Consider the following 22,188-nt stretch of genomic DNA (forward strand, 5'->3'; position numbering starts at 1 on the left):
TTTGTGATGAGTTTATTAAGATAATGTTGCGATTTTGGTGCCTTATTTTTACCAAAACCGGACACTCTAATGTCGTGTCTAAGGGCGCATAAAAACCGTCCTGAATTTACGCAATTAAAAGAATCTTTTTCCCGATAAAGTAGTGCAAGTGCGTATGATTACAATAAAGAAGGGCTTGGATCTTCCTATTGCAGGAACTCCATCCCAGGTGATTAATGATGGTAAGTCCATCACTAAAGTCGCCTTGCTTGGCGAAGAGTACGTTGGTATGCGTCCTACGATGCATGCTCGCGTTGGTGATGAAGTGAAGAAAGGCCAAGTTCTTTTTGCAGATAAAAAGAACCCAGGTGTTGTATTTACTTCTCCAGCAAGCGGTAAAGTTATTGAAGTGAACCGTGGTGCTAAGCGTGTTCTTCAATCAGTAGTGATTGAAGTAGCAGGCAATGAGCAAATCACGTTCAATAACTATGAAGCTAACCAACTAGCAGGTCTAGACCGTGATACGGTTAAAACTCAGCTTGTTGAGTCTGGCGCATGGACCGCTCTGCGTACTCGTCCGTTCAGCAAGGTTCCAGCTGTTGATTCTGAAACTCAGGCTATTTTCGTAACTGCTATGGATACGAACCCTCTAGCTGCTGAGCCAGAATTGATCATTAACGAGCAGTCTGATGCTTTCGTTGCTGGTTTAGATATTCTTTCAACTCTAACGAGCGGCAAGGTTTACGTTTGTAAAAAAGGCACAAGCCTACCTCGTTCGTCTCAGTCTAATGTTGAAGAACATGTTTTCGATGGCCCACACCCTGCAGGTCTTGCAGGTACGCATATGCATTACCTATATCCGGTAAATGCACAAAACGTAGCGTGGAGCATTAACTATCAAGACGTTATCGCGTTCGGTAAACTTTTCCTAACGGGTGAAATTTACACAGATCGCGTTGTTTCTCTGGCTGGTCCAGTAGTAAACAACCCACGTCTAGTTCGTACTCAACTTGGTGCTAGCCTTGATGAGCTTACGGACAGCGAGTTGATGCCAGGTGAAGTTCGTGTGATCTCTGGTTCAGTACTAACTGGTACTCAAGCAACAGGTCCTCACGCTTACCTTGGTCGTTACCATCAGCAAGTTTCTGTTCTACGTGAAGGTCGTGATAAAGAGCTATTCGGCTGGGCTATGCCTGGTAAGAACAAGTTCTCTGTTACTCGTTCATTCCTTGGTCACCTGTTCAAAGGTCAGTTGTTCAACATGACAACAACAACGAACGGTAGTGATCGCTCAATGGTTCCAATCGGTAACTACGAGCGCGTAATGCCTCTAGATATGGAACCTACTCTGCTGCTTCGTGATCTATGTGCAGGCGACGTTGATAGTGCTCAAGCACTAGGTGCGCTAGAGCTAGATGAAGAAGATGTAGCATTGTGTACCTTTGTATGTCCAGGTAAGTACGAGTACGGTCAACTACTTCGTGAATGCCTAGATACGATTGAGAAGGAAGGGTAATTTTCATGGGCCTTAAAAAGTTTCTTGAAGACATCGAGCATCATTTTGAGCCAGGTGGTAAACACGAGAAGTGGTTCGCGCTTTACGAAGCAGCGGCAACTGTGTTCTACACGCCAGGTCTTATTACAAAGAAGAGCTCGCATGTTCGTGATAGCGTTGACCTAAAACGTATCATGATTATGGTTTGGTTCGCGGTATTCCCAGCTATGTTCTGGGGTATGTACAACGCGGGTGGCCAAGCTATCGCTGCACTTAACCACATGTACGCAGGCGCTGAACTAGCATCTGTAATCGATGGTAACTGGCACTACTGGCTGACTCAAATGCTTGGCGCTTCCTTGGGAGCCGATGCAGGTGTTGGCAGTAAAATGCTACTAGGTGCGACTTACTTCCTACCTATCTACGCAACGGTATTTATCGTTGGTGGTTTCTGGGAAGTTCTATTCTGTATGGTGCGTAAGCACGAAGTTAACGAAGGTTTCTTTGTAACTTCTATCCTTTTTGCACTTATCGTTCCGCCAACACTTCCTCTATGGCAAGCGGCACTAGGTATTACCTTCGGTGTTGTTGTTGCTAAAGAGATCTTCGGTGGTACGGGTCGTAACTTCCTTAACCCTGCACTTGCTGGCCGTGCGTTCCTATTCTTTGCATACCCTGCACAGATTTCTGGTGACGTAGTATGGACTGCAGCGGATGGTTTCTCTGGTGCAACTGCACTTAGCCAATGGGCTCAAGGCGGCGGTAGCGCTCTAGTGAACACTGTATCTGGTGAAGCAATCACTTGGATGGACGCGTTCATTGGTAACATCCCAGGTTCTATCGGTGAAGTATCGACTCTAGCACTTATGATCGGTGCTGCGATGATCGTATACATGCGTATAGCTTCATGGCGCATCATTGCGGGTGTAATGATCGGTATGATCGCTGTGTCTACGCTGTTCAACGTGATCGGCTCTGACACTAATGCAATGTTCAGCATGCCTTGGCACTGGCACCTAGTTCTAGGTGGCTTCGCATTCGGTATGTTCTTCATGGCAACAGACCCAGTATCAGCATCATTTACTAACAAAGGTAAGTGGTGGTACGGCATCCTAATCGGCGCAATGTGTGTAATGATCCGTGTTGTTAACCCGGCATACCCAGAAGGCATGATGCTTGCGATCCTATTCGCAAACCTATTTGCTCCTCTGTTTGACCACGTTGTAATCGAGAAGAACATTAAGCGGAGACTAGCTCGCTATGGCAAGTAATAACGATAGCATTAAAAAGACGCTGTTTGTTGTTATCGCATTGAGCCTAGTGTGCTCAATCATCGTTTCAACAGCTGCAGTTGTTCTTAAACCTAAGCAACAAGCTAACGCAGTTCTTGATCAGCAAACTAAGATCCTAGAAGTTGCAGGCATCGACCTAGCAGGCGACATTCCTGCGTTATACGCAGAGAACATCGAACCTCGTCTAGTTGATTTCGCTACTGGTGATTTCGTTGACGGCGATGCAGCTGCATACGACCAACGTAAAGCGGCAAAAGATCCTGCTCAGTCTATCAAGCTTTCAGCTGAAGAAGACGTAGCTAAGATCCTTCGTCGTGCTAACACTGGTACGGTTTACCTAGTTAAATCTGGTGAAGAAACGACTAAAGTTATCATCCCAGTTCACGGTAACGGCCTATGGTCAATGATGTACGCATTCGTTGCGGTAGAGACTGATGGCAACACAGTTTCTGGCATCACGTACTACGAGCAAGGTGAAACTCCAGGACTTGGTGGTGAAGTTGAGAACCCAACATGGCGTGCTCAATTCGTTGGTAAGAAACTATTCGACGAAAACCACAAGCCAGCTATCCAAGTTGTAAAAGGTGGCGCTCCTGAAGGTTCTGAGCACGGTGTTGATGGCCTTTCTGGTGCAACACTAACTAGCGTTGGTGTTCAACATACATTTGACTTCTGGTTAGGTGAAATGGGCTTTGGTCCGTTCCTAGCAAAAGTTCGTGACGGAGGTCTGAACTAATGTCTAGTGCAAAAGATATTAAAAAGAGCATCTTAGCGCCAGTATTGGACAACAACCCAATCGCGCTACAGGTTCTTGGTGTGTGTTCTGCTCTTGCGGTAACCACTAAACTAGAAACAGCATTCGTTATGACTATCGCGGTAATGTTCGTTACTGCTCTGTCTAACTTCTCTGTATCTCTAATCCGTAACCACATTCCTAACAGTGTGCGTATCATCGTTCAGATGGCGATCATCGCATCACTAGTAATCGTGGTAGACCAAGTGCTTAAAGCATACCTATACGATATCTCTAAGCAGCTATCTGTATTCGTAGGCCTAATCATTACTAACTGTATTGTAATGGGTCGTGCTGAAGCATTCGCAATGAAGTCTGAGCCAATCCCATCTCTAATCGATGGTCTTGGTAACGGTCTTGGTTACGGCTTCGTTCTTATCACTGTAGGTTTCTTCCGTGAGCTTTTAGGCTCAGGCAAACTATTTGGTATGGAAGTACTACCTCTAGTGAGCAACGGTGGTTGGTATCAGCCAAACGGCTTGATGCTTCTAGCACCTTCTGCATTCTTCCTAATCGGCTTCTTGATTTGGGCGATTCGTACGTTCAAGCCAGAGCAAGTAGAAGCGAAGGGGTAAGGTAGTCATGGAACATTATATTAGTCTGCTAGTTAAATCGATTTTCATCGAAAACATGGCGCTTTCTTTCTTCCTAGGTATGTGTACATTCCTAGCGGTATCTAAGAAAGTTAAAACTTCTTTTGGTCTTGGTGTTGCGGTAGTTGTAGTACTTACAATCGCTGTACCTGTAAACAACCTTGTTTACACACACATTCTAAAAGAGAACGCGCTTGTTGAAGGTGTCGATTTAAGTTTCCTTAACTTCATCGCATTCATCGGTGTTATCGCGGCACTTGTACAAATCCTAGAGATGGTTCTTGACCGTTTCTTCCCACCTTTGTACAACGCACTAGGTATCTTCCTACCACTGATCACAGTTAACTGTGCGATCTTTGGTGGTGTATCTTTCATGGTAACGCGTGACTACAACTTCGCAGAATCTGTTGTTTACGGCTTCGGTTCTGGTGTGGGTTGGATGTTAGCTATCGTTGCACTTGCGGGTATCCGTGAGAAGATGAAGTACTCTGACGTACCTCCTGGTCTTCGTGGTCTTGGTATCACGTTCATCAGTGTTGGTCTAATGGCGTTAGGCTTTATGTCTTTCTCTGGTGTTCAACTGTAGGGTAAGCACCCAGAAATAAGGAATAACAAATGCAAAGCATTATTCTTGGTGTAGCGATGTTTACCATCATTGTACTTGCACTGGTTTTAGTGATTCTTTTCGCTAAATCTAAGCTTGTACCTACAGGTGACATCACTATCGCTGTAAACGATGACCCAACTCTAGCAATCACGACGCAACCGGGCGGTAAACTGCTTGGTGCTCTAGCTGGCGCTGGCGTATTCGTATCTTCTGCTTGTGGTGGCGGTGGCTCTTGTGGTCAGTGTCGCGTAAAAGTTAAATCAGGCGGTGGCGACATCCTTCCAACTGAGCTTGACCACATTACTAAAGGTGAAGCGCGCGAAGGTGAACGTCTTGCATGTCAAGTTGCTATGAAAACTGACATGGATATCGAACTTCCTGAAGAGATCTTCGGTGTGAAGAAGTGGGAATGTGAAGTTATCTCTAACGATAACAAAGCAACCTTCATCAAAGAGCTTAAGCTGCAAATCCCTGATGGCGAATCAGTACCTTTCCGTGCTGGTGGTTACATCCAGATTGAAGCACCTGCTCACCACATCAAATACTCTGATTTCGATGTACCAGAAGAGTACCGCGAAGACTGGGACAAGTTTAACCTGTTCCGTTACGAGTCTAAGGTTGATGAAGATATCATCCGTGCATACTCAATGGCTAACTACCCAGAAGAACACGGTATTATTATGCTGAACGTGCGTATCGCTACGCCGCCGCCTAATAATCCTGATGTTGCACCTGGTCAAATGTCATCGTTCATCTGGTCTCTTAAAGAAGGCGACAAGTGTACTATCTCTGGTCCATTTGGTGAGTTCTTCGCGAAAGATACAGACAACGAAATGGTATTCGTTGGTGGTGGTGCTGGTATGGCGCCAATGCGTTCACACATCTTCGATCAGCTTAAGCGTCTTAATTCAACTCGTAAGATGTCTTTCTGGTACGGTGCACGTTCTAAGCGTGAGATGTTCTACGTAGAAGACTTCGACGGCCTACAAGCTGAAAACGATAACTTCGTTTGGCACTGTGCTCTGTCTGATCCAATGCCAGAAGATAACTGGGATGGTTACACAGGCTTCATCCACAACGTACTGTACGAAAACTACCTGAAGGATCACGAAGCTCCTGAAGATTGTGAGTACTACATGTGTGGTCCACCGATGATGAACGCGGCTGTTATCGGCATGCTGAAAGATCTTGGTGTAGAAGATGAGAACATCCTTCTAGATGACTTCGGTGGTTAATCCACTTAAGTGACTGATATTATGGCTGGCTCTTAGGAGTCAGCCATTTGTTTTTCTAAGCTGTGTTCACCATACAACGACTTATATAAGAAAGCATATTTGGTAACTATGCAGACACTGTTCTTTCTTATATAAATCACTAACAATAATGGGAGTAAGCAAGTGAGAATTTGGCTTGTTGCATTAACTTCTCTACTGTTTCTAGCGGGCTGTGAAAAGCCACGTGAACAGGTACATTTGAACGGCCCAACCATGGGCACGAGCTACAATATTAAGTATATCAATAGTGATGAGTTTCTAGCTTCGGATAAGGTGCATGCAGAGATCGACCGTCTTCTTGAAGAAGTGAACGATCAGATGTCGACGTACCGCAAAGATTCCGAGCTAAGCCGCTTCAACCAATATGAAGGTGGCGATGCATTCGAAGTATCTGAACAAACCGCAATTGTTGTGAAAGAAGCGATTCGTTTGAACGGTCTAACTAAAGGTGCATTGGATGTGACGGTTGGGCCTTTGGTTAACCTTTGGGGTTTTGGTCCAGAAGCTCGCCCTGAAGTGGTTCCAACAGATGAAGAGTTGGCTGCACGCAAACAGAAAATTGGTATCCACCATTTAAGCGTTGAGGGCAACAAGCTGACGAAAGACCTGCCAAAGCTTTACGTTGACCTTTCAACGATTGCGAAAGGCTGGGGCGTGGATGTACTGGCTGACTACCTAGACTCTATTGGTATTCACAACTACATGGTTGAAGTCGGTGGTGAGATTCGCCTAAAAGGTCTGAACCGTGAAAATGTTGGCTGGCGCATTGCGATTGAAAAGCCAAGCGTTGAAGAACGTACGATTCAAGAGATTATTGAACCGGGTGATATGGCGATTGCAACATCGGGCGATTACAGAAACTACTTCGAGCGTGATGGTGTTCGTTACTCGCACATTATCAACCCAGAAACCGGTAAACCGATTCACCACAAAGTGGTGTCAGTAACCGTATTAGACCCATCTTCAATGACTGCAGATGGCTTATCTACTGGCCTTATGGTCTTAGGTGAGGTAAAAGGTATGGAAATCGCGAATCAACATAATATCCCAGCATTTATGGTGGTTAAAACAGCCGATGGCTTTAAAGAGATCGCCTCTGAAGCGTTCAAGCCATACTTAAAGAAATAAGGTAGCGAGAGCATTATGAACACATTTATTATTACATTTGGCGTTTTTCTAGCAGTTATCGCAGCAATGTCGATTGGCTACATCATCCAAAAGAAAGTGGTAAAAGGCAGTTGTGGCGGCCTGGGTGCTGTTGGTATCGATAAGGTATGTAACTGTCCTGAACCTTGTGATGCACGTAAGAAACGTGAAGCTCGTGAGGCTTACCGTGCTGAGAAGTTAGCTGAGCGCGAAGAGAAGCTAGCGGCATGGGAAAAAGACCGTATCGCTTAATCAGGTTTTGCTGATAAAGAAAAGCTCGAGGGAAACCTCGAGCTTTTTTGTTTGTGGTGATTCTCAATTAATAACAGTCTTGCACTTACTAAAACGAGTGGTTGATCATTCGTGAACAGTTAGTCGTTTCTTTCAAATACCAATTGATTACGACCTTGTTCTTTTGCTCTGTATAAGAGTTCATCAGCTGCCTTTATTTGGCTATCGAGGTCGGATTCGATATTCGTCACACCAATACTCATGGTGACTTTAATTTGCTGATCGTCATGAGCGATGACCTGTTGTTCAATCGTAATTCTCATCTTTTCAAGACGTACTATGAAGTCTCTAAACGATCCACAGGCTTGAATACAAAACTCCTCCCCGCCAAAGCGAACTGCCACATCATCTTTGAAGAACGATTTGATGGTTTGACCGACAGCAATTAGTACCGCGTCACCGCCGTCGTGACCGTAGGTATCATTAACCTTTTTAAAGAAGTCGATATCCATCATTGCGATGTTGCGTTTGTCACAGCCTTTACAAGCTTGATTGAACAAGAATCGACGGTTCCATAACCCAGTCAGCGCATCTTCATTGGCATGACGGAACAACTCATTGTTCGCTTCTTTCATATCCAGCAGTTGATGAATGCGGCAGAAGAACTCTTCTTGATTGAATGGCTTGTAGAGAAAGTCATTAGCGCCCGCTTTAAGGAACTGGGCGGTTAGCGTGCGATCGTCACTTGCTGATAGCCCCAAGATGGCCAGTTCGTTACGCGTGTAGTGCTGACGAATCTCACGAATCATGGTGATGCCATCTTTATTTGGCATGTCATGATCGGTAACGACAAACGTAATATCGGGATCGTTTTGAAGTAGGGCTAACCCTTGTTCGCCGTCAACGGCTTGAACAGTTTGGATGTATTGGTGCTCAAGGAGTTGCACTATATAACGGCGTACAACGGAAGAGTCATCGACAACCAATGCTTTGTGATTTTTGTTGTTGGTAATACGTTGAATTAGCGGCAGTAAATACGTTACTGATGCCATGCTGTCTTTCAGAATGTAATCAATCACACCTTTAGCCAGTACCTGCTCGCGTAGGGCGTCGCTGAACATGGCTGTCAGTACGATGATTTTTTGTTGGTAACCAAGAACCAAGTCGACAATTTCGCCATCTTGGCCATCTGGTAGACAATAGTCCAACACCGCACACAGAAAGTCTGTTTCCTGCTCAAGTATCTCTTTAGCCTGTTGCACAGACTCGGCAAGTGTCACTGCATAACCGCTATTAGTTAGCTGCTGGTGAAGGTAGTTTCTAAAGGCTCGACTGTCCTCAACAACCAGTATTTTTTCAGTCAAAAGTGTTCCCTACTTATCGAGTAAATACTTTTTAACCATATTACCAGAACTGTTAACAAGTGACTAAGCGAAAGATTAGCGAATCAATGAACACTTTGTTCTCGGCGAATAAATGATTATACTGGTTATTAATACAGTATTTGGCGAGTGGTTTGGTCATGTGTGGTTCAGATAAAGAGAGAGTGCGTAAGATAATCCATGTTGATATGGATTGTTTTTATGCGGCTGTCGAAATGCGTGATAACCCTTCTTATCGGAATCGTCCATTAGCTGTCGGCGGGCACGAAAAGCAGCGCGGTGTACTCAGTACTTGTAACTATGAGGCGCGTAAGTTTGGTATTCGTTCGGCGATGCCAACGGCTAAGGCATTGCAGTTGTGTCCAAACCTGCTGGTGGTACCGGGTAGGATGCAGGTCTATAAGGAGATCTCTAAGCAGATCCGAGCCATCTTTTCTCGATACACCTCCATCATTGAGCCGCTATCATTGGATGAAGCCTTTCTTGATGTGACTGACTCAGAGCAGTGCCATGGTTCGGCCACTCTTATTGCAGAAGCTATCCGCCGTGATATTTGGAATGAACTTCAATTAACTGCGTCTGCAGGCGTCGCGCCGATTAAGTTTTTGGCAAAGGTTGCGTCGGACATGAATAAGCCCAATGGACAGTTTGTTATTCCCCCTCAAGAGGTTCAGGGGGTAATTGATGAATTGCCATTAGAGAAGATCCCTGGCGTTGGCAAAGTGAGTATAGAGAAGCTTCATCAAGCGGGCTTTTATACCTGTAAAGATATTAAACAGACAGATTATCGATCCTTGTTGTCTAAGTTTGGTCGACAAGGCGCCTCGCTTTGGAAGAGAAGCCATGGCATTGACGATCGAGAGGTAGTGGTTGAGCGAGAAAGAAAGTCGGTTGGTGTGGAGCGCACTTTTAGTGAAAATATCTCAACCTATCAAGAGTGCTGGAAGGTGATTGAAGAGCGTTTGTTTCCTGAGTTGGAAGCTCGACTGGAGAAGGCGAGCCCAACCAAGTCTATTACCAAGCAAGGCATTAAGCTCAAGTTTGCGGATTTTCAGCAAACCACCATTGAGCATATTCAACCCTCGTTGAATCTCGAGCACTTCAAAGAGCTGTTGACTGAGATTCTAAAGCGTCAGCAAGGGCGTGAGATTCGCTTGCTGGGGTTAAGTGTCATGCTGCAACCCAAAGATCAGATGCGCCAGCTAAGCTTCTTCTGATCAAAAATAGCTTAGTTGGCGATTAACGTGTTATCTCAGTGTTTGTTGAACTATCTTGGAGTTCGTTGAACTAGAGCGAGGGTATCGCGGAAAGGGTGTTGCTCAAGCTTGCCGTATCCAGACATCTTGCTAGCTTTCAGCTTGGTGGATAGTGGTGTGGCAATACCCGATAAGAAGCGAGTAATCGCCTCATCAGTTACCCATTGTGGGCTACTGCTTATGAATTCATTTACCCAAGCTTGAAGGTCACCCTCGTCAATTACCTCTAACGGTACATTAGGCAGCTTGGCGAAGTTGCCACGACACGCTGAACAGTGTCCGCATTCTTGTGGCGCATTGATGTCACCGAAGTAGTTGGCTAGTTTTGAACTCAGACAGCTGCTTGATTCAAAGAAATCCAACATGTAATTGAGACGGCCAATCTCATTGTCCTCTTTCTGTTTAAACAGTGCTGATAGACGCTGAGCGACCTCATTTGGATCTTCGCTGGTGTTGTGTACTGCATATACATCGGTAATCTGCTTGCTTTCTAACTCAATCCAACCTTGTTCATTAAAGTAGTCAATTGCTGCGACCACGCGCTGCCTGTCTGCTTGAAAGTGCGTCCACAACGCATCGAAGTCCACTTGGCACCAAACACGAGCTTGCGGTGAGCATTGGAAAATCGACTCAACAAACGCACGACGCTCTCCCTGAAATTGGTCGATGATCTGTGGTTTTGGTCGAACAAACTTGAATTTGTAATCAGCGAAGAAACTGTATTTGGGCTCAATGATGCCCTCTATCTCGAGGTATACAAGTAAGGTTTTCAGTGGCAGCTGACGAATATTGGATTCGCGAGAGAGCTGATTGAGCATGATTTCCCACTGAGTAGCGTAGGTATTGCCAGAGGGCTGACAGGCGTATATCTCTTGCAACACTGTTTGAATCGCAATGTTATCGGGTGTATCGCCAAAGACAAAGTTCTCTAGCGTGCTGAGGCCGTGTTTATTAGCGAGCAGTATACATTCGGAGTTTTGTCCGTCACGACCGGCACGCCCAATCTCTTGGGAGTAGTTCTCTATCGACTTAGGCAGGTCGAAGTGAATCACGCGGCGAATATTTGATTTGTCGACACCCATACCAAAGGCGATGGTCGCAACGATGCAGTTGATTTCATCGTTCATAAACTGTTGCTGAATGGCATCGCGGTTTTCGGGTTTGAGACCAGCGTGGTAGGCAATCGCATTGATGCCGACATTTCTCAGGGCTTGAGCGACATTCTCTGCCGTCTGTTGAAGCGTAACATACACAATAGTCGGCGATTGTGGCGCTTGATTGACCACATCGCACAGGGTTTCTAACTTTGTCTCTTGCTCACAAGGTTGAATCGCTAAGTCGAGGTTTTTACGATAAAAGCCAGTAACCACTACACTCTCTGGAGCAATATTGAACTTGGTCTGCATGTCTTGAATCACGCCCGTTGTCGCCGTTGCGGTCAGCAACAGAACTTGAGGAATGTTGAGCTGTTTCTGATAGTGGGGCAGCTTGAGATAGTCAGGTCGGAAGTTATGACCCCATTCTGAGATACAGTGCGCCTCGTCGACCACCAAAAGCGAGATAGGTACCTGTGATATGAACTGCCTAAAGCGCTCGTTCTTGAGGCGCTCAACTGAGATCATCAAGATTTTGGTTTCGCCATTGCGAACGGACTGCATCACTTGTTGAGTAGTTTGTCTGTCTTGGCTCGACTCGATGGCCGCAGCAGCAATCCCTTTACTGTGCAGAAAACTCAATTGGTCTTTCATAAGTGCAAGCAAAGGGGAAATCACCAAGGTGAGATGAGGCAGCTCTAGAGCAGGAAGCTGATAACAGAGGGATTTACCTGATCCGGTCGGAAAAATAGCCGCTGCCGATTGGCCTGCAAGAACATTATCAATAACTTGCTTCTGTCCATGACGCAGTGAGTCGAATCCAAAGACCTGTTTTAGCTTCTGTTCTATCATAAATGTGCTCGGTTAATCTGTGTGGTGTGCTGCTAAGCCTGTTCAATCTTGTTGGCCGAGAAACTTCCGTTTCAAAGCGCTTGCACCAGATTGTACCTAATTCTATTCTGTAGCTCCTAAAGAAAAGCACTTCAAAAGTATGAATAAATCCGAGCTTAGACAAATAATTCTCCAGCAGCTTGAATCTCGGCTTGCAATTGCTCAGTCAGCAACGCAGCGCGCGATTGATGCAGCGACCGACGAAGAAACCGTACCAGAACATAAGTACGATACTCTGGCACTAGAGGCATCTTACCTCGCACATGGTCAGGCCGTAAGAGTCCAAGAGTGTGAAGAGGATATTCAGTGCTATCGTGATTTAGTTCTGAGAGAGGGAGAACGCATAGCGATGAGCAGCTTTCTTTCTGTTATCGATGAACAAGATAAGGTTAAGTACTTCTTTATCGGGCCAAGAGTTGGAGGTTTGTCGGTGGTGTGGGATGGTAAAGATGTAGCCATACTGACACCAAACGCTCCTCTAGGTGCTGCTTTAATGGGAAAAGAGGTGGGTGACGAAGTGGAGTTTAGTGTCGCAGACAGCCACTTTATCTATGAAATTGTATCGGTTTGTTAAGTTCTAAACCTTTCCATGACATTGGGTGAATCACTCAATGTATAGTTAGTACAGCAATGTATGTGAGGATGTTATGAAAAAGAGCGTATTAATTGCATCACTATCTATGGTGTTGGCAGCGGCGAGTGTCCCCGCTTATGCGGCTCAGTGTCGTGTAGACCTTAAAAATGAACTGAGAATTGATCAGCATACGGTTGAGATCCACCAGACAAATGGTGATACGGCTGTGCTTGATGGCAATGATCTTTATATTCATGGTGAAAAGGTTGAGCTCGATGCAGATCAGCAAGCGGCGATAGAACGCTACCGTGAAAGCATGAGTGAATACTTACCTCAAGCCAAGGCAATGGCGAAAGAGGGATTAGCATTGGCAAACGATGTTATCGACGACATTGCAGTAAGTTTGGATGCGCCAGAAGCGTTTGATAACGTTAAAAAATCAATGAGTGATTTCTTTGCTGAGATGGAAGCTCGTTACTATAAAGATGGTGACTTAGTGCTTCCTGCTGAGAGCTTTGAGTCGATGGCGAATGGCTGGAGTGAAGACTTCGATAAGGCGATGGAAATCTTTAACGAAGAGTTTATCTCAAGTGCTTTTAATGCCATGTCTGAAAAAATGAAGCAAGAGGGCGGTCTTAACTTAACTGAAATGGCGGACAGCATGTCTGAGCTAAAGTTGAAGATCGAAGAGCGTTTTAAGGAGCACTCACAACAGGTAGAGAAAGAAGCGGAAGCATTTTGTGACTCACTTGATGAGATGGCTGAGCAAGAAAAATCGTTGCATGAAAAGATCCCGAATTTGAAAGACTATCAAGTGTTTACCATTTAGCACTAGCTGGCAGTAAATTGAACCTTCGATTGGGCACCTCGCGTGCCCTTTTTTTGTGCTTGTTGTATGAAGATGCGGAGTAGTGATTGTTAATGGTTTGTTGTTTATCTTTGGTCTGTAATTCCGTGTATATTATAATTTACAGTCTTATAGTTTGGTTTTTTCTTATAAATAAGCATTTTAATCATTTATAGATTGCATGGGTTAGTGGTTTTGATTATTGTACTAGCAAACTAGTTCATTGGTATTTAACAGGCAGTATGAACCAACAATCTTCTTCATCAAGAGAGCTGTTTAGCTCTCGTTTAGGCTTCATTTTGGCAGCAGCGGGCGCTGCAGTTGGCCTTGGAAACATTTGGGGTTTCCCAACACAAGTCGCTAGCAATGGTGGCGGTGCATTTCTTTTAGTGTATTTGGTGCTGATCTTTGTAGTCGCATTCCCAATGCTGGTGGTTGAAATGGCGATTGGTCGTCATGGTCAAGCTAACCCTGTCGACAGTATGCGCTCACTGACATCAAACCCACTGGCGAAAAAAGTCGGTGCACTGACAGGTTGGATTGGCTTAAGTGTACCAAGTGCAGTGTTAGGCTTTTACAGCATTGTGGGTGGCTGGTTGATCTGCTTCCTATTTGGCGCGATTGCCGATGTGTTTGGCTTGGTTGAGATTGCAGCGTGGTTCAAAGGTTTTAGTGTAGAGCGCAATGTCTTCGGTACCGTGTTGTTTTACGTGCTGACAATCTTGATTGTACAAGGTGGCATCAAGCAAGGCATTGAAAAATGGTCGACCCGTTTAATGCCAGCGCTATTTGTACTGTTCGCACTCTTGTTTGTCTACATCATGACTCAGCAAGGTGCGCTTGAAGGGCTTAAGCACTACCTTGTACCTGATTTTGAAAAGGTGTGGGACAGAAAACTGATTCTAGCGGCGATGGGACAGGGCTTTTTCTCACTGACCATTGGTGGCTGTTCGATGCTGATTTACGGCTCTTACTTAAGTAAGAAAGAGAACCTGCCGAAGATGGCGATGAACGTGACCTTAGTGGATACGGCCGTTGCCTTTATTGCTGGTCTTGTCGTGATGCCAGCCATGTTTGTCGCGATGCAAAAGGGTGTACAAATCTACGCTGAGGATGGGTCACTATTGAGCTCAGATACTCTGGTGTTTACGGTATTACCTTTGATGTTCGATAGCTTAGGCTTCCTTGGTCAGATCTTTGCGATTGTTTTCTTCCTATTGCTGACTATTGCCGCACTGACTTCTTCTATCTCTATGCTAGAGGCACCTGTTTCTCTAGTGAGCGAGCGCTTCAACACGGCACGTACACCGACGAGTTGGGTTATTGGTGGCTTAATCGCGTTGTTCAGTGTCATTATTGTTTACAACTTTGGCGCTCTATTTGGCCTAGTGGCTATGATTGCTACTCAGTATCTACAACCTATTGCAGCATTGATGTTCTGTCTGTTTGGTGGTTGGGTATGGAGCCGAGCTTCTAAGGTAAAAGAGCTAGAGCAGGGCTGCCCGGACTTCCAATTAGGTTGGTTCGGTAAAGTATGGCCTGCATACGTTAAGTTTGTATGCCCTGTACTGGTGATAACGGTTATCTGGGCCTCTTTCGGTTAATCTACTAGCGATACTACCAACGATTAATGCAACACGCTAAATATGAAAGCCGCTCTTGGTTAAGAGCGGCTTTTTAGTATCGGTATGTTTGGATAGGCAGTTTGTGTTTTTATGGAGAATTGAGTGAATTTGGGCACTAAAGTGCAGCTATGAAAAAGGCGCATAACCATAGGGTTTGCGCCTTTCAAATATAGAGAAGTTAAGTCGCGAGTTACTTAATTTCCATACCTTGTGCTTGTAGATCCGCGTGGTAAGAAGAACGTACGAACGGGCCACATGCGGCGTGTGTAAATCCAAGCTCTAGAGCGATCTCTTTCAGTTCATCAAACTCAGATGGTGGCACGTAACGCTCAACTGGCAAGTGGTGACGGCTAGGTGCTAAGTATTGGCCTAGAGTTAGCATTGTCACGCCATGTTCACGTAGATCTTTCAGTACTTGAATGATCTCTTCTTTTGTTTCACCAAGACCCATCATTACGCCCGACTTTGTTGGAACGTCTGGATGCTGCTCTTTAAACTTCTTCAGTAGGTTCAATGACCACTTGTAGTTCGCACCTGGACGCGCCTTACGGTATAGGCGAGGTGCTGTCTCTAGGTTGTGGTTGAATACATCTGGCGGGTTGTCTTTCATTAGATCAAGTGCCACGTCCATACGACCACGGAAGTCAGGAACCAGAGTTTCGATACGAATATTTGGATTTAGTGCGCGGATCTCACGGTTACAGTCTGCAAAGTGCTTTGCACCACCGTCACGTAGATCATCACGGTCAACAGAAGTAATTACAACGTACTTCAGTTTCATGTCTTGGATGGTTTTTGCTAGCTTCTGAGGCTCTTCCGCTTCAGGAGCAACTGGACGGCCGTGGGCAACGTCACAGAAAGGACAACGACGAGTACAGATAGCACCTAGGATCATGAAGGTTGCTGTACCGTGATTGAAACACTCAGCCAGGTTAGGGCAAGACGCTTCTTCACATACCGAGTGAAGGTTGTTCTTACGCATTGCAGATTTGATGTCTTGGATGCGCTGGCTATCAGCAGGCAGTTTGATCTTCATCCACTCCGGCTTGCGCAGGATTTCTTTCTGCTCGGTAGGCATGTTTTTTACTGGAATCAATGCCATTTTATCGGCGTCGCGGTATTTAACGCCTTTTTCCATTTGGATTGGTTTGCTCATGATTTTATGCTTCTGCTGTAGTGTTACTGTTGGCTTGAATGTCTACTTGGTCATAGCCGAGTAGTTCGACAAGCTCTTGTATTAGCTGTTGCTCAACGCTCTCTAGATCCGAAGGGCCACCTAGTTGGCTGACTTGAGCCATTTCCATACCTTGGTAACCACAAGGGTTAATACGTAGGAACGGTGACAGGTCCATATCGACATTAAGTGCTAGCCCGTGGAACGAGCAGCCACGTCGAATACGTAGGCCTAGAGAACATATCTTTTTGCCATCGACATAAACACCCGGAGCGTCAGGTCGAGCAGCTGATTCGATATTGTATGCTTTCAGAGTATTGATTACGAGGTTCTCTATATGAGTAACAAGATCTCGCACTCCAAATTTCTTACGACGAATGTTGATTAAGAAGTAAGCAACCAACTGGCCTGGGCCATGATAGGTAACTTGTCCGCCGCGATCGCTTTGAATGACAGGGATGTCGCCAGCATTGAGTACATGCTCTGCTTTACCTGCTTGTCCTTGAGTGAAGACCGGGTTGTGCTCGACTAACCAAATTTGGTCTACGTCGTCATCTGTGCGCGTATCGGTGAACTCATGCATGGCTTTCCATACGGGTTCATAATCCTGGCGACCTAATTTTTTTACGATTAGCTTATTTTGCAAAGCAGGACTCCCTCAAGGATTAATAAAGTGAACGCATTATAAACGCGAAATTTGATTCTAACTACAGACGGACTGCAAGGTTTTTCAACTTTCTTTGTATTTCTTGAAAATTAAGTTGAATAAAAGCAGCAAAAACGGGGTGCCTAAAATGAAAACAGCGGCTCTAAGCCGCTGTGATCATTGTGTAATCTAGGATTACAGAACCATACGTACGATGTCGATCTCGCCAAGTTCTTTGTAAAGCGTTTCTACCTGCTCAATCGACGTAGCTGTGATGTTGATCGAAACAGAGTGGTAGTTACCCTTTGCACTTGGTTTCACTGTTGGGCTGTAGTCACCAGGAGCATGGCGCTGGATCACTTCCAGTACAAGTTCAGGCAGTTCTGGTTTCGCGTAACCCATAACCTTGTAAGTAAAAGAACAAGGGAACTCTAAAAGGTCTTTAAGTTTTGCATCAGAATTGATGTTCATGATTAGCTCCAAAATGGTAGGTACTTCGCTGTTGGGCAAAATACCCAGAAAAGCGTATTCGGTCAATTGACTCGATTAATAAGAGCGGAATATTACTGGTAAATATCGCTGAACTCAAGATCAACAAAAGCCGCTGAGTGCGGCCTTTGTTGGCTTGTTAGGCAAACCCGAAAAAGGGTTATGAGTAAATAGTCAAAAGGATCATGCGATTACTGTTATTGACCGTTACTCTGAGGCCTTAGAATAAACCTTTGAACAGAAGAACTAGGTAGTCCCATAGGCGGCTAAATAGGCTGCCTTGTTCGACATCTTCTAGCGCTAGTAGCGGGTATTCAGCAACGTCTTGACCATCGATCTGGTAGAACAGTTTACCTACTTGGTCACCCTTGCTAATCGGTGCTTCAAGTTCTTTCTCTAGAACAAAGCTCGCCTTTAGGTTCTTCGCTTCGCCACGAGGAAGGGTTACGAATGTGTCTTCATCAACACCCAGAGCAACCGTATCTTTGCTACCCATCCAAATTTTCTCTTCAACGAATGTTTCACCAGCAGTATGCGGTGCAACAGTTTCAAAGAAACGGAAACCGTAGCTTAGTAGCTTTTTGCTTTCTGTCTTACGAGCGTTAGCATTCTTGGTGCCCATTACAACAGCAACAAGGCGCATTTTACCTTCAGTTGCCGAGCTTACTAGGCTGTAACCAGCATTGCTTGTGTGGCCAGTTTTGATGCCATCCACATTCATGCTCTTGTCCCACAACAGGCCATTACGGTTGTATTGTGTAATGCCGTTGTAAGTGAATTTTTTCTCAGAGTAGATGCGGTACTCTGCAGGTACGTCACGGATAAGCGCTTGACCTAGTAGTGCCATATCGTAAGGCGTTGAGTATAGGTTAGGGTTATCTAGACCGTGAACGTTCGCAAAGTGCGTGTCTTTCATGCCGATAGAGCTAGCCCACGCGTTCATTAGATCAACGAATGCATCCTCAGAGCCAGCGATGTGCTCTGCCATAGCCACACAAGCATCGTTACCTGATTGGATGATGATACCGCGGTTAAGCTCTTCCACTTTTACCGTTGTACCTACTTCAATAAACATCTTTGAAGAGTCTGGGAAGTTCTTCGCCCAAGCGTTTTCACTAATAACAACGTCGTCATTTAGGTTGATGTTGCCGCGATCAAGCTCTTGACCGATAACATAGCTGGTCATCATTTTGGTCAAGCTTGCTGGAGAAAGCTGAGTGTTCATCTCTTTTTCTGCCAATACTTTGCCTGAATGGTAATCCATTAGAACAAAGCCTTTAGCAGCAATTTGTGGAGCGTCTGGAACAACGATAGGCGCGGCGAATGACGAAGAAGCTAGCGTTGCAGAAAGCGCAACAGAAGTAGCAAAAATCGATTTGATAAGTTTATTAGATTTATTCATTTTGAATGCAATTATTTGGTTAACTATCCATATCTTAACAGAATCACTATTTCAAACCAGTGCAGTGATTGTCAGAAGTTTCTGTAAGATTACTAGCGAGTTAAGGTGTGCTTCTTTATATAAGCTGACGGGTAACCCATAAGCTTAACCTGTTCTAATTTTTCTTGAGTCAGAGCATAGTCATGAAATGGCCCAAGCATCAGTCGGTATTTGTCATCTACTGGCTGAAGAAAAGTTTTGACCGACAGTTCTTTACTCAGTTCACTTGCGAGCTTTTCACTGCGATCTTGATGCTGAGAAGTCGCAACTTGAATAATGTATTGTGGCAGCGCCGCTTTCTTATTCTCGTCGGTTGGGATATCAACGGTGATCACTTCAATCTCGACATTAGCTGTTCCGGTACGAATTACATCTAGCTTGTACGCGGCTGCATAGCTTAGATCAATGATGCGGCCTTCATGAAAAGGACCTCGGTCATTAACTCGAACAATAGTGCTCTTGTTATTGTCGGTATTGGTCACTTTCACATAGCTTGGAATTGGCAATGTCTTGTGAGCGGCAGACATTGAGTACATGTCATACACTTCACCATTAGAGGTAAGGTGGCCGTGAAACTTCTTGCCATACCAAGATGCCTTGCCTTTTTCAGTGAACCCTTTGCTATCGCGAACGATTTTGTAATCTTCGCCGCGCAAAGTGTAGTCGCTGTTACCGCCTAAACTGTATGGCTCATATTTTGGGTGTGCATCTTCTAAATGCTCAACCGAGATAGGCACATCAGGAGCAATATCATCGTTAATGTCATAGCGACCCGATTGCGAATCTGGTGATGATGTACAGCCATTCATCAACACCACTAAGCCAGCCATCAATGCGAGCTGTTTAAGCTGTGATGACTTATTGGCGTGTTGCGCGTTACTGTTCATCGCGTTCTTGCTCTTTGTGTAACTGCTCTTTGCGTAATCGCTCATTGCGTTAAATATCACTTAAGTCGCCTTAGAGAATGCTTTACGGTGAGTGTGGATTGACATCAAAATACCAAAACCTGCCATCAATGTAACCATCGAAGTACCACCATAACTAACAAGAGGTAGCGGTACACCTACCACAGGAAGAATGCCACTTACCATTCCGATGTTTACGAAAATATAAACAAAGAAGCTTAAAACAATACTACCGCCCATCATTCGCCCAAATGCTGTTTGAGCTTGGCTCGCGAGAATCAGACCGCGGCCAATAATGAACAGATAGATAGCGAGTAGGAATAGGATACCGATCATGCCCCATTCTTCGGCAATTACAGCGAAAATAAAGTCGGTGTGACGCTCTGGAATAAACTCTAATTGAGACTGTGTTCCTTGTAGCCAACCTTTACCTGAGATGCCGCCAGAGCCGATTGCAATCTTACTTTGAATGATGTGGTAGCCGGCACCGAGTGGATCGGACTCCGGATCAAACAGAGTACGAACACGAACCTTTTGGTATTCTCGCATTAAGAAGAACCATAGGATTGGGATAAATGCACCCAAAGCCACAGCCGCACTCGCGATGATCTTCCAGCTGATACCTGCCAAGAAAATAACGAAAATACCGGATGCAGCGATCAAGATTGATGTCCCTAAATCGGGCTGCTTGGCGATAAGAATGGTGGGTACAAACACCATGACCAGTGAGATGACTAGCGTTTGGAAGGTTGGCGGCAGTGAACGCTTACCAATGTAACGAGCTAGCATTAGTGGTACAGCGAGCTTGAGTAACTCCGACGGTTGAAAACGAATAAAGCCGAAGTTCAGCCAACGCTGAGCACCTTTGGAAGCTTCACCAAAGAACAGTACCCCGAGCAACAGTACAACACCGCCTGCAAACAGAACCGGAGCCAGTGTTTCATAGGTTCGTGGTGAGATCTGCGCGAGGAAAATCATCACACCCAGTGACAATGCCATACGCATAGCTTGGCGATCCATCATCGCTAAGCTTTGACCACTTGCGCTGTACATAATCAGCAGCGCAAATCCCATCAGCACTAAGATGCCAAGTAGGAGTGGCAAATCGATATGGAATCGCTCAAATAGGGCGCGATTTTGACCAGTAGAGAGATCGAGTTTCATTATTGTGTTGCCTTACTCTTATATTCGTCGCCCAAAACTATATGGTCGAAGATACGTCTCACAACAGGACCACCGTTTGAAGAACCACCACCGGCGTTCTCAAGTACGATGGTCACGATCGCTTTTGGATCGTCCAGCGGCGCAAAGCCAGTAAAGAGCGCGTGGTCACGCAGGTGTTCTGCGATTTCGTCAGCGTTGTACTCTTCATCTTCTTTCAATCCGAAGACTTGTGCAGTACCAGATTTACCCGCAGTCAGATAAGACATATTTTGGAAAGAGCGGCGAGCGGTACCTTTACGACCATGGTTTACTAGCTTCATGCCTTCTTTACCTATGTCCCAGAATCGTTGTTTCACCTCGGTAATTGGTGGATACGTTTCGATATCAGACAGCGATTGCGTCTCAAGTGGTTGACCGTTTTCAATGGTGGCACGCAGGAGGTGCGGAGCAATGACTTCACCTTCATGGACCAGCACCGATGTTGCTTTAGCAATCTGCATTGGTGTTGCTGTCCAGTAGCCTTGTCCAATCCCCACTGGAATGGTGTCCCCTTGATACCATGGCACACGGTGACGAGCCATTTTCCAATCACGCGTCGGCATGTTGGCTTTGCTCTCTTCGTATATATCGATACCCGTGTAATCACCAAAACCAAACATCATCATCCAGCTTGATAGACGATCGATACCCATATCAAAGGCGATTTGGTAAAAGAAGGTATCCACGGACTCTTCTATCGCTTTCACGATATCAACGGTACCGTGTCCCCAACGCAGCCAGTCTCGGAATGGTTTGGTTTTTGAGTTCGGGATCTTCCAGTAACCCGGGTCGTTACGGGTGGTGTTTGGTGTGATCACGCCTTCTTGCAATGCGGCTACCGCAATGAAAGGCTTAATCGTTGATGCTGGTGGATAGATCCCCAGAGTCGCACGGTTTACGAGTGGACGGTTTTTGTCGTTGAGTAGGGCATTGTAACCCTTGGACGAGATACCGTGCACAAACGCATTCGGGTCATAGCTTGGGCTAGAGACCATAGCGAGTACGCCGTTGTCGTCTGGATCAAGCACAACCGCTGAACCTCGACGTCCATCGAGTAGTTTATGTACGTAAAGTTGAAGGTCGATATCTAGGTTCAACACGATATCTTTGCCCGGAATTGCGGGTACAAACTTCAATGTACGGATAACACGGCCACGGCTGTTTACTTCAACCTCTTGATAGCCGGCAGTACCGTGAAGCATGTCTTCGTAGTAACGTTCAATACCTAACTTACCGATGTCACGGGTCGCT

General features: G+C 45.4%; 21 protein-coding genes. 12 read left to right on the forward strand and 9 right to left on the reverse strand.

Going from position 1 to position 22,188, the window contains the following annotated elements; genetic code table 11:
- The first annotated feature begins 154 nt into the window (after positions 1-154).
- The 8 genes from AC6R05_RS18805 (at position 155) to nqrM (ending at position 7,431) form a co-directional block, all read left to right on the forward strand.
- A complete protein-coding gene (locus tag AC6R05_RS18805; RefSeq protein ID WP_032551420.1) occupies positions 155-1,495 on the forward strand; it encodes a Na(+)-translocating NADH-quinone reductase subunit A in 1,341 nt (446 codons plus the stop codon).
- A 5-nt stretch (positions 1,496-1,500) separates the two neighbouring features.
- Positions 1,501-2,745, forward strand: coding sequence for an NADH:ubiquinone reductase (Na(+)-transporting) subunit B (locus AC6R05_RS18810; protein ID WP_032551421.1), 1,245 nt, complete (start codon positions 1,501-1,503; stop codon positions 2,743-2,745).
- Positions 2,735-3,502 (forward strand): Na(+)-translocating NADH-quinone reductase subunit C, encoded by a 768-nt coding sequence (locus AC6R05_RS18815; protein ID WP_032551422.1) that lies wholly within the window; start codon positions 2,735-2,737, stop codon positions 3,500-3,502. The genes AC6R05_RS18810 and AC6R05_RS18815 overlap by 11 nt, the downstream gene beginning before the upstream one ends.
- Positions 3,502-4,134 (forward strand): NADH:ubiquinone reductase (Na(+)-transporting) subunit D, encoded by a 633-nt coding sequence (locus tag AC6R05_RS18820; protein ID WP_032551423.1) that lies wholly within the window; start codon positions 3,502-3,504, stop codon positions 4,132-4,134. The genes AC6R05_RS18815 and AC6R05_RS18820 overlap by 1 nt, the downstream gene beginning before the upstream one ends.
- Positions 4,135-4,141: 7 nt before the next feature.
- The gene (gene nqrE, locus AC6R05_RS18825; RefSeq protein ID WP_032551424.1) at positions 4,142-4,738 is read left to right on the forward strand and encodes an NADH:ubiquinone reductase (Na(+)-transporting) subunit E; all 597 of its coding nucleotides are present in this window, start codon (positions 4,142-4,144) and stop codon (positions 4,736-4,738) included.
- Between the two features lie 29 nt (positions 4,739-4,767).
- Positions 4,768-5,994, forward strand: coding sequence for an NADH:ubiquinone reductase (Na(+)-transporting) subunit F (nqrF, locus tag AC6R05_RS18830; RefSeq protein WP_032551425.1), 1,227 nt, complete (start codon positions 4,768-4,770; stop codon positions 5,992-5,994).
- A gap of 162 nt (positions 5,995-6,156) precedes the next feature.
- The gene (locus AC6R05_RS18835) at positions 6,157-7,161 is read left to right on the forward strand and encodes an FAD:protein FMN transferase (protein WP_500648297.1); all 1,005 of its coding nucleotides are present in this window, start codon (positions 6,157-6,159) and stop codon (positions 7,159-7,161) included.
- Between the two features lie 15 nt (positions 7,162-7,176).
- Complete coding sequence (nqrM, locus tag AC6R05_RS18840; RefSeq protein ID WP_032551427.1) at positions 7,177-7,431, forward strand: (Na+)-NQR maturation NqrM; 255 nt, start codon at positions 7,177-7,179, stop codon at positions 7,429-7,431.
- 119 nt (positions 7,432-7,550) lie between these two features.
- On the opposite strand, the gene AC6R05_RS18845 is transcribed toward nqrM, so the two are convergent.
- The gene (locus tag AC6R05_RS18845) at positions 7,551-8,774 is read right to left on the reverse strand and encodes a GGDEF domain-containing response regulator (RefSeq protein ID WP_500648298.1); all 1,224 of its coding nucleotides are present in this window, start codon (positions 8,772-8,774) and stop codon (positions 7,551-7,553) included.
- A gap of 158 nt (positions 8,775-8,932) precedes the next feature.
- Between AC6R05_RS18845 and dinB the strand changes: the two genes are divergently transcribed.
- Positions 8,933-10,009 carry a DNA polymerase IV gene (gene dinB, locus AC6R05_RS18850; RefSeq protein WP_500648299.1) on the forward strand — a complete coding sequence of 359 codons (1,077 nt, stop codon included), beginning with the start codon at positions 8,933-8,935 and terminating at the stop codon, positions 10,007-10,009.
- Between the two features lie 50 nt (positions 10,010-10,059).
- Here the strand turns inward: dinB and AC6R05_RS18855 are convergent, their stop codons facing one another.
- Entirely contained in the window at positions 10,060-11,994 is a 1,935-nt protein-coding gene (locus AC6R05_RS18855) for a RecQ family ATP-dependent DNA helicase (protein WP_500648300.1), read from the reverse strand.
- Between the two features lie 139 nt (positions 11,995-12,133).
- On the opposite strand from AC6R05_RS18855, the gene AC6R05_RS18860 reads away from it, so the two are divergent.
- The 3 genes from AC6R05_RS18860 (at position 12,134) to AC6R05_RS18870 (ending at position 15,058) form a co-directional block, all read left to right on the forward strand.
- Positions 12,134-12,607 carry a GreA/GreB family elongation factor gene (locus tag AC6R05_RS18860; protein ID WP_032551432.1) on the forward strand — a complete coding sequence of 158 codons (474 nt, stop codon included), beginning with the start codon at positions 12,134-12,136 and terminating at the stop codon, positions 12,605-12,607.
- Positions 12,608-12,680: 73 nt separating this feature from the next.
- Complete coding sequence (locus AC6R05_RS18865) at positions 12,681-13,436, forward strand: YggN family protein (protein ID WP_500648301.1); 756 nt, start codon at positions 12,681-12,683, stop codon at positions 13,434-13,436.
- A gap of 260 nt (positions 13,437-13,696) precedes the next feature.
- A complete protein-coding gene (locus AC6R05_RS18870; RefSeq protein ID WP_285468345.1) occupies positions 13,697-15,058 on the forward strand; it encodes a sodium-dependent transporter in 1,362 nt (453 codons plus the stop codon).
- Positions 15,059-15,269: 211 nt separating this feature from the next.
- Here AC6R05_RS18870 and lipA read toward each other — a convergent pair whose 3' ends face one another.
- The 7 genes from lipA to mrdA all read right to left on the reverse strand — a co-directional run.
- Positions 15,270-16,235: a lipoyl synthase gene (gene lipA / locus AC6R05_RS18875; RefSeq protein ID WP_032551435.1), complete on the reverse strand. Its 966-nt coding sequence runs from the start codon at positions 16,233-16,235 to the stop codon at positions 15,270-15,272.
- Positions 16,236-16,239: 4 nt separating this feature from the next.
- Positions 16,240-16,899, reverse strand: a complete 660-nt coding sequence (lipB, locus tag AC6R05_RS18880) for a lipoyl(octanoyl) transferase LipB (protein ID WP_032551436.1) — start codon at positions 16,897-16,899, stop codon at positions 16,240-16,242.
- 195 nt (positions 16,900-17,094) lie between these two features.
- Positions 17,095-17,373, reverse strand: coding sequence for a DUF493 family protein YbeD (ybeD, locus tag AC6R05_RS18885; RefSeq protein WP_032551473.1), 279 nt, complete (start codon positions 17,371-17,373; stop codon positions 17,095-17,097).
- A 235-nt stretch (positions 17,374-17,608) separates the two neighbouring features.
- Positions 17,609-18,790, reverse strand: coding sequence for a serine hydrolase (locus AC6R05_RS18890; RefSeq protein ID WP_500648302.1), 1,182 nt, complete (start codon positions 18,788-18,790; stop codon positions 17,609-17,611).
- 92 nt (positions 18,791-18,882) lie between these two features.
- Complete coding sequence (locus AC6R05_RS18895; protein ID WP_500648308.1) at positions 18,883-19,659, reverse strand: septal ring lytic transglycosylase RlpA family protein; 777 nt, start codon at positions 19,657-19,659, stop codon at positions 18,883-18,885.
- A gap of 117 nt (positions 19,660-19,776) precedes the next feature.
- Positions 19,777-20,898, reverse strand: coding sequence for a rod shape-determining protein RodA (gene rodA / locus AC6R05_RS18900; RefSeq protein WP_032551438.1), 1,122 nt, complete (start codon positions 20,896-20,898; stop codon positions 19,777-19,779).
- A partial coding sequence (mrdA, locus tag AC6R05_RS18905) for a penicillin-binding protein 2 (RefSeq protein ID WP_500648303.1) occupies positions 20,898-22,188 on the reverse strand: 1,291 nt, incomplete at its 5' end. The genes rodA and mrdA, both read right to left, overlap by 1 nt.

The organism is Vibrio sp. R11-SG3-ISO9, from assembly GCF_059834255.1.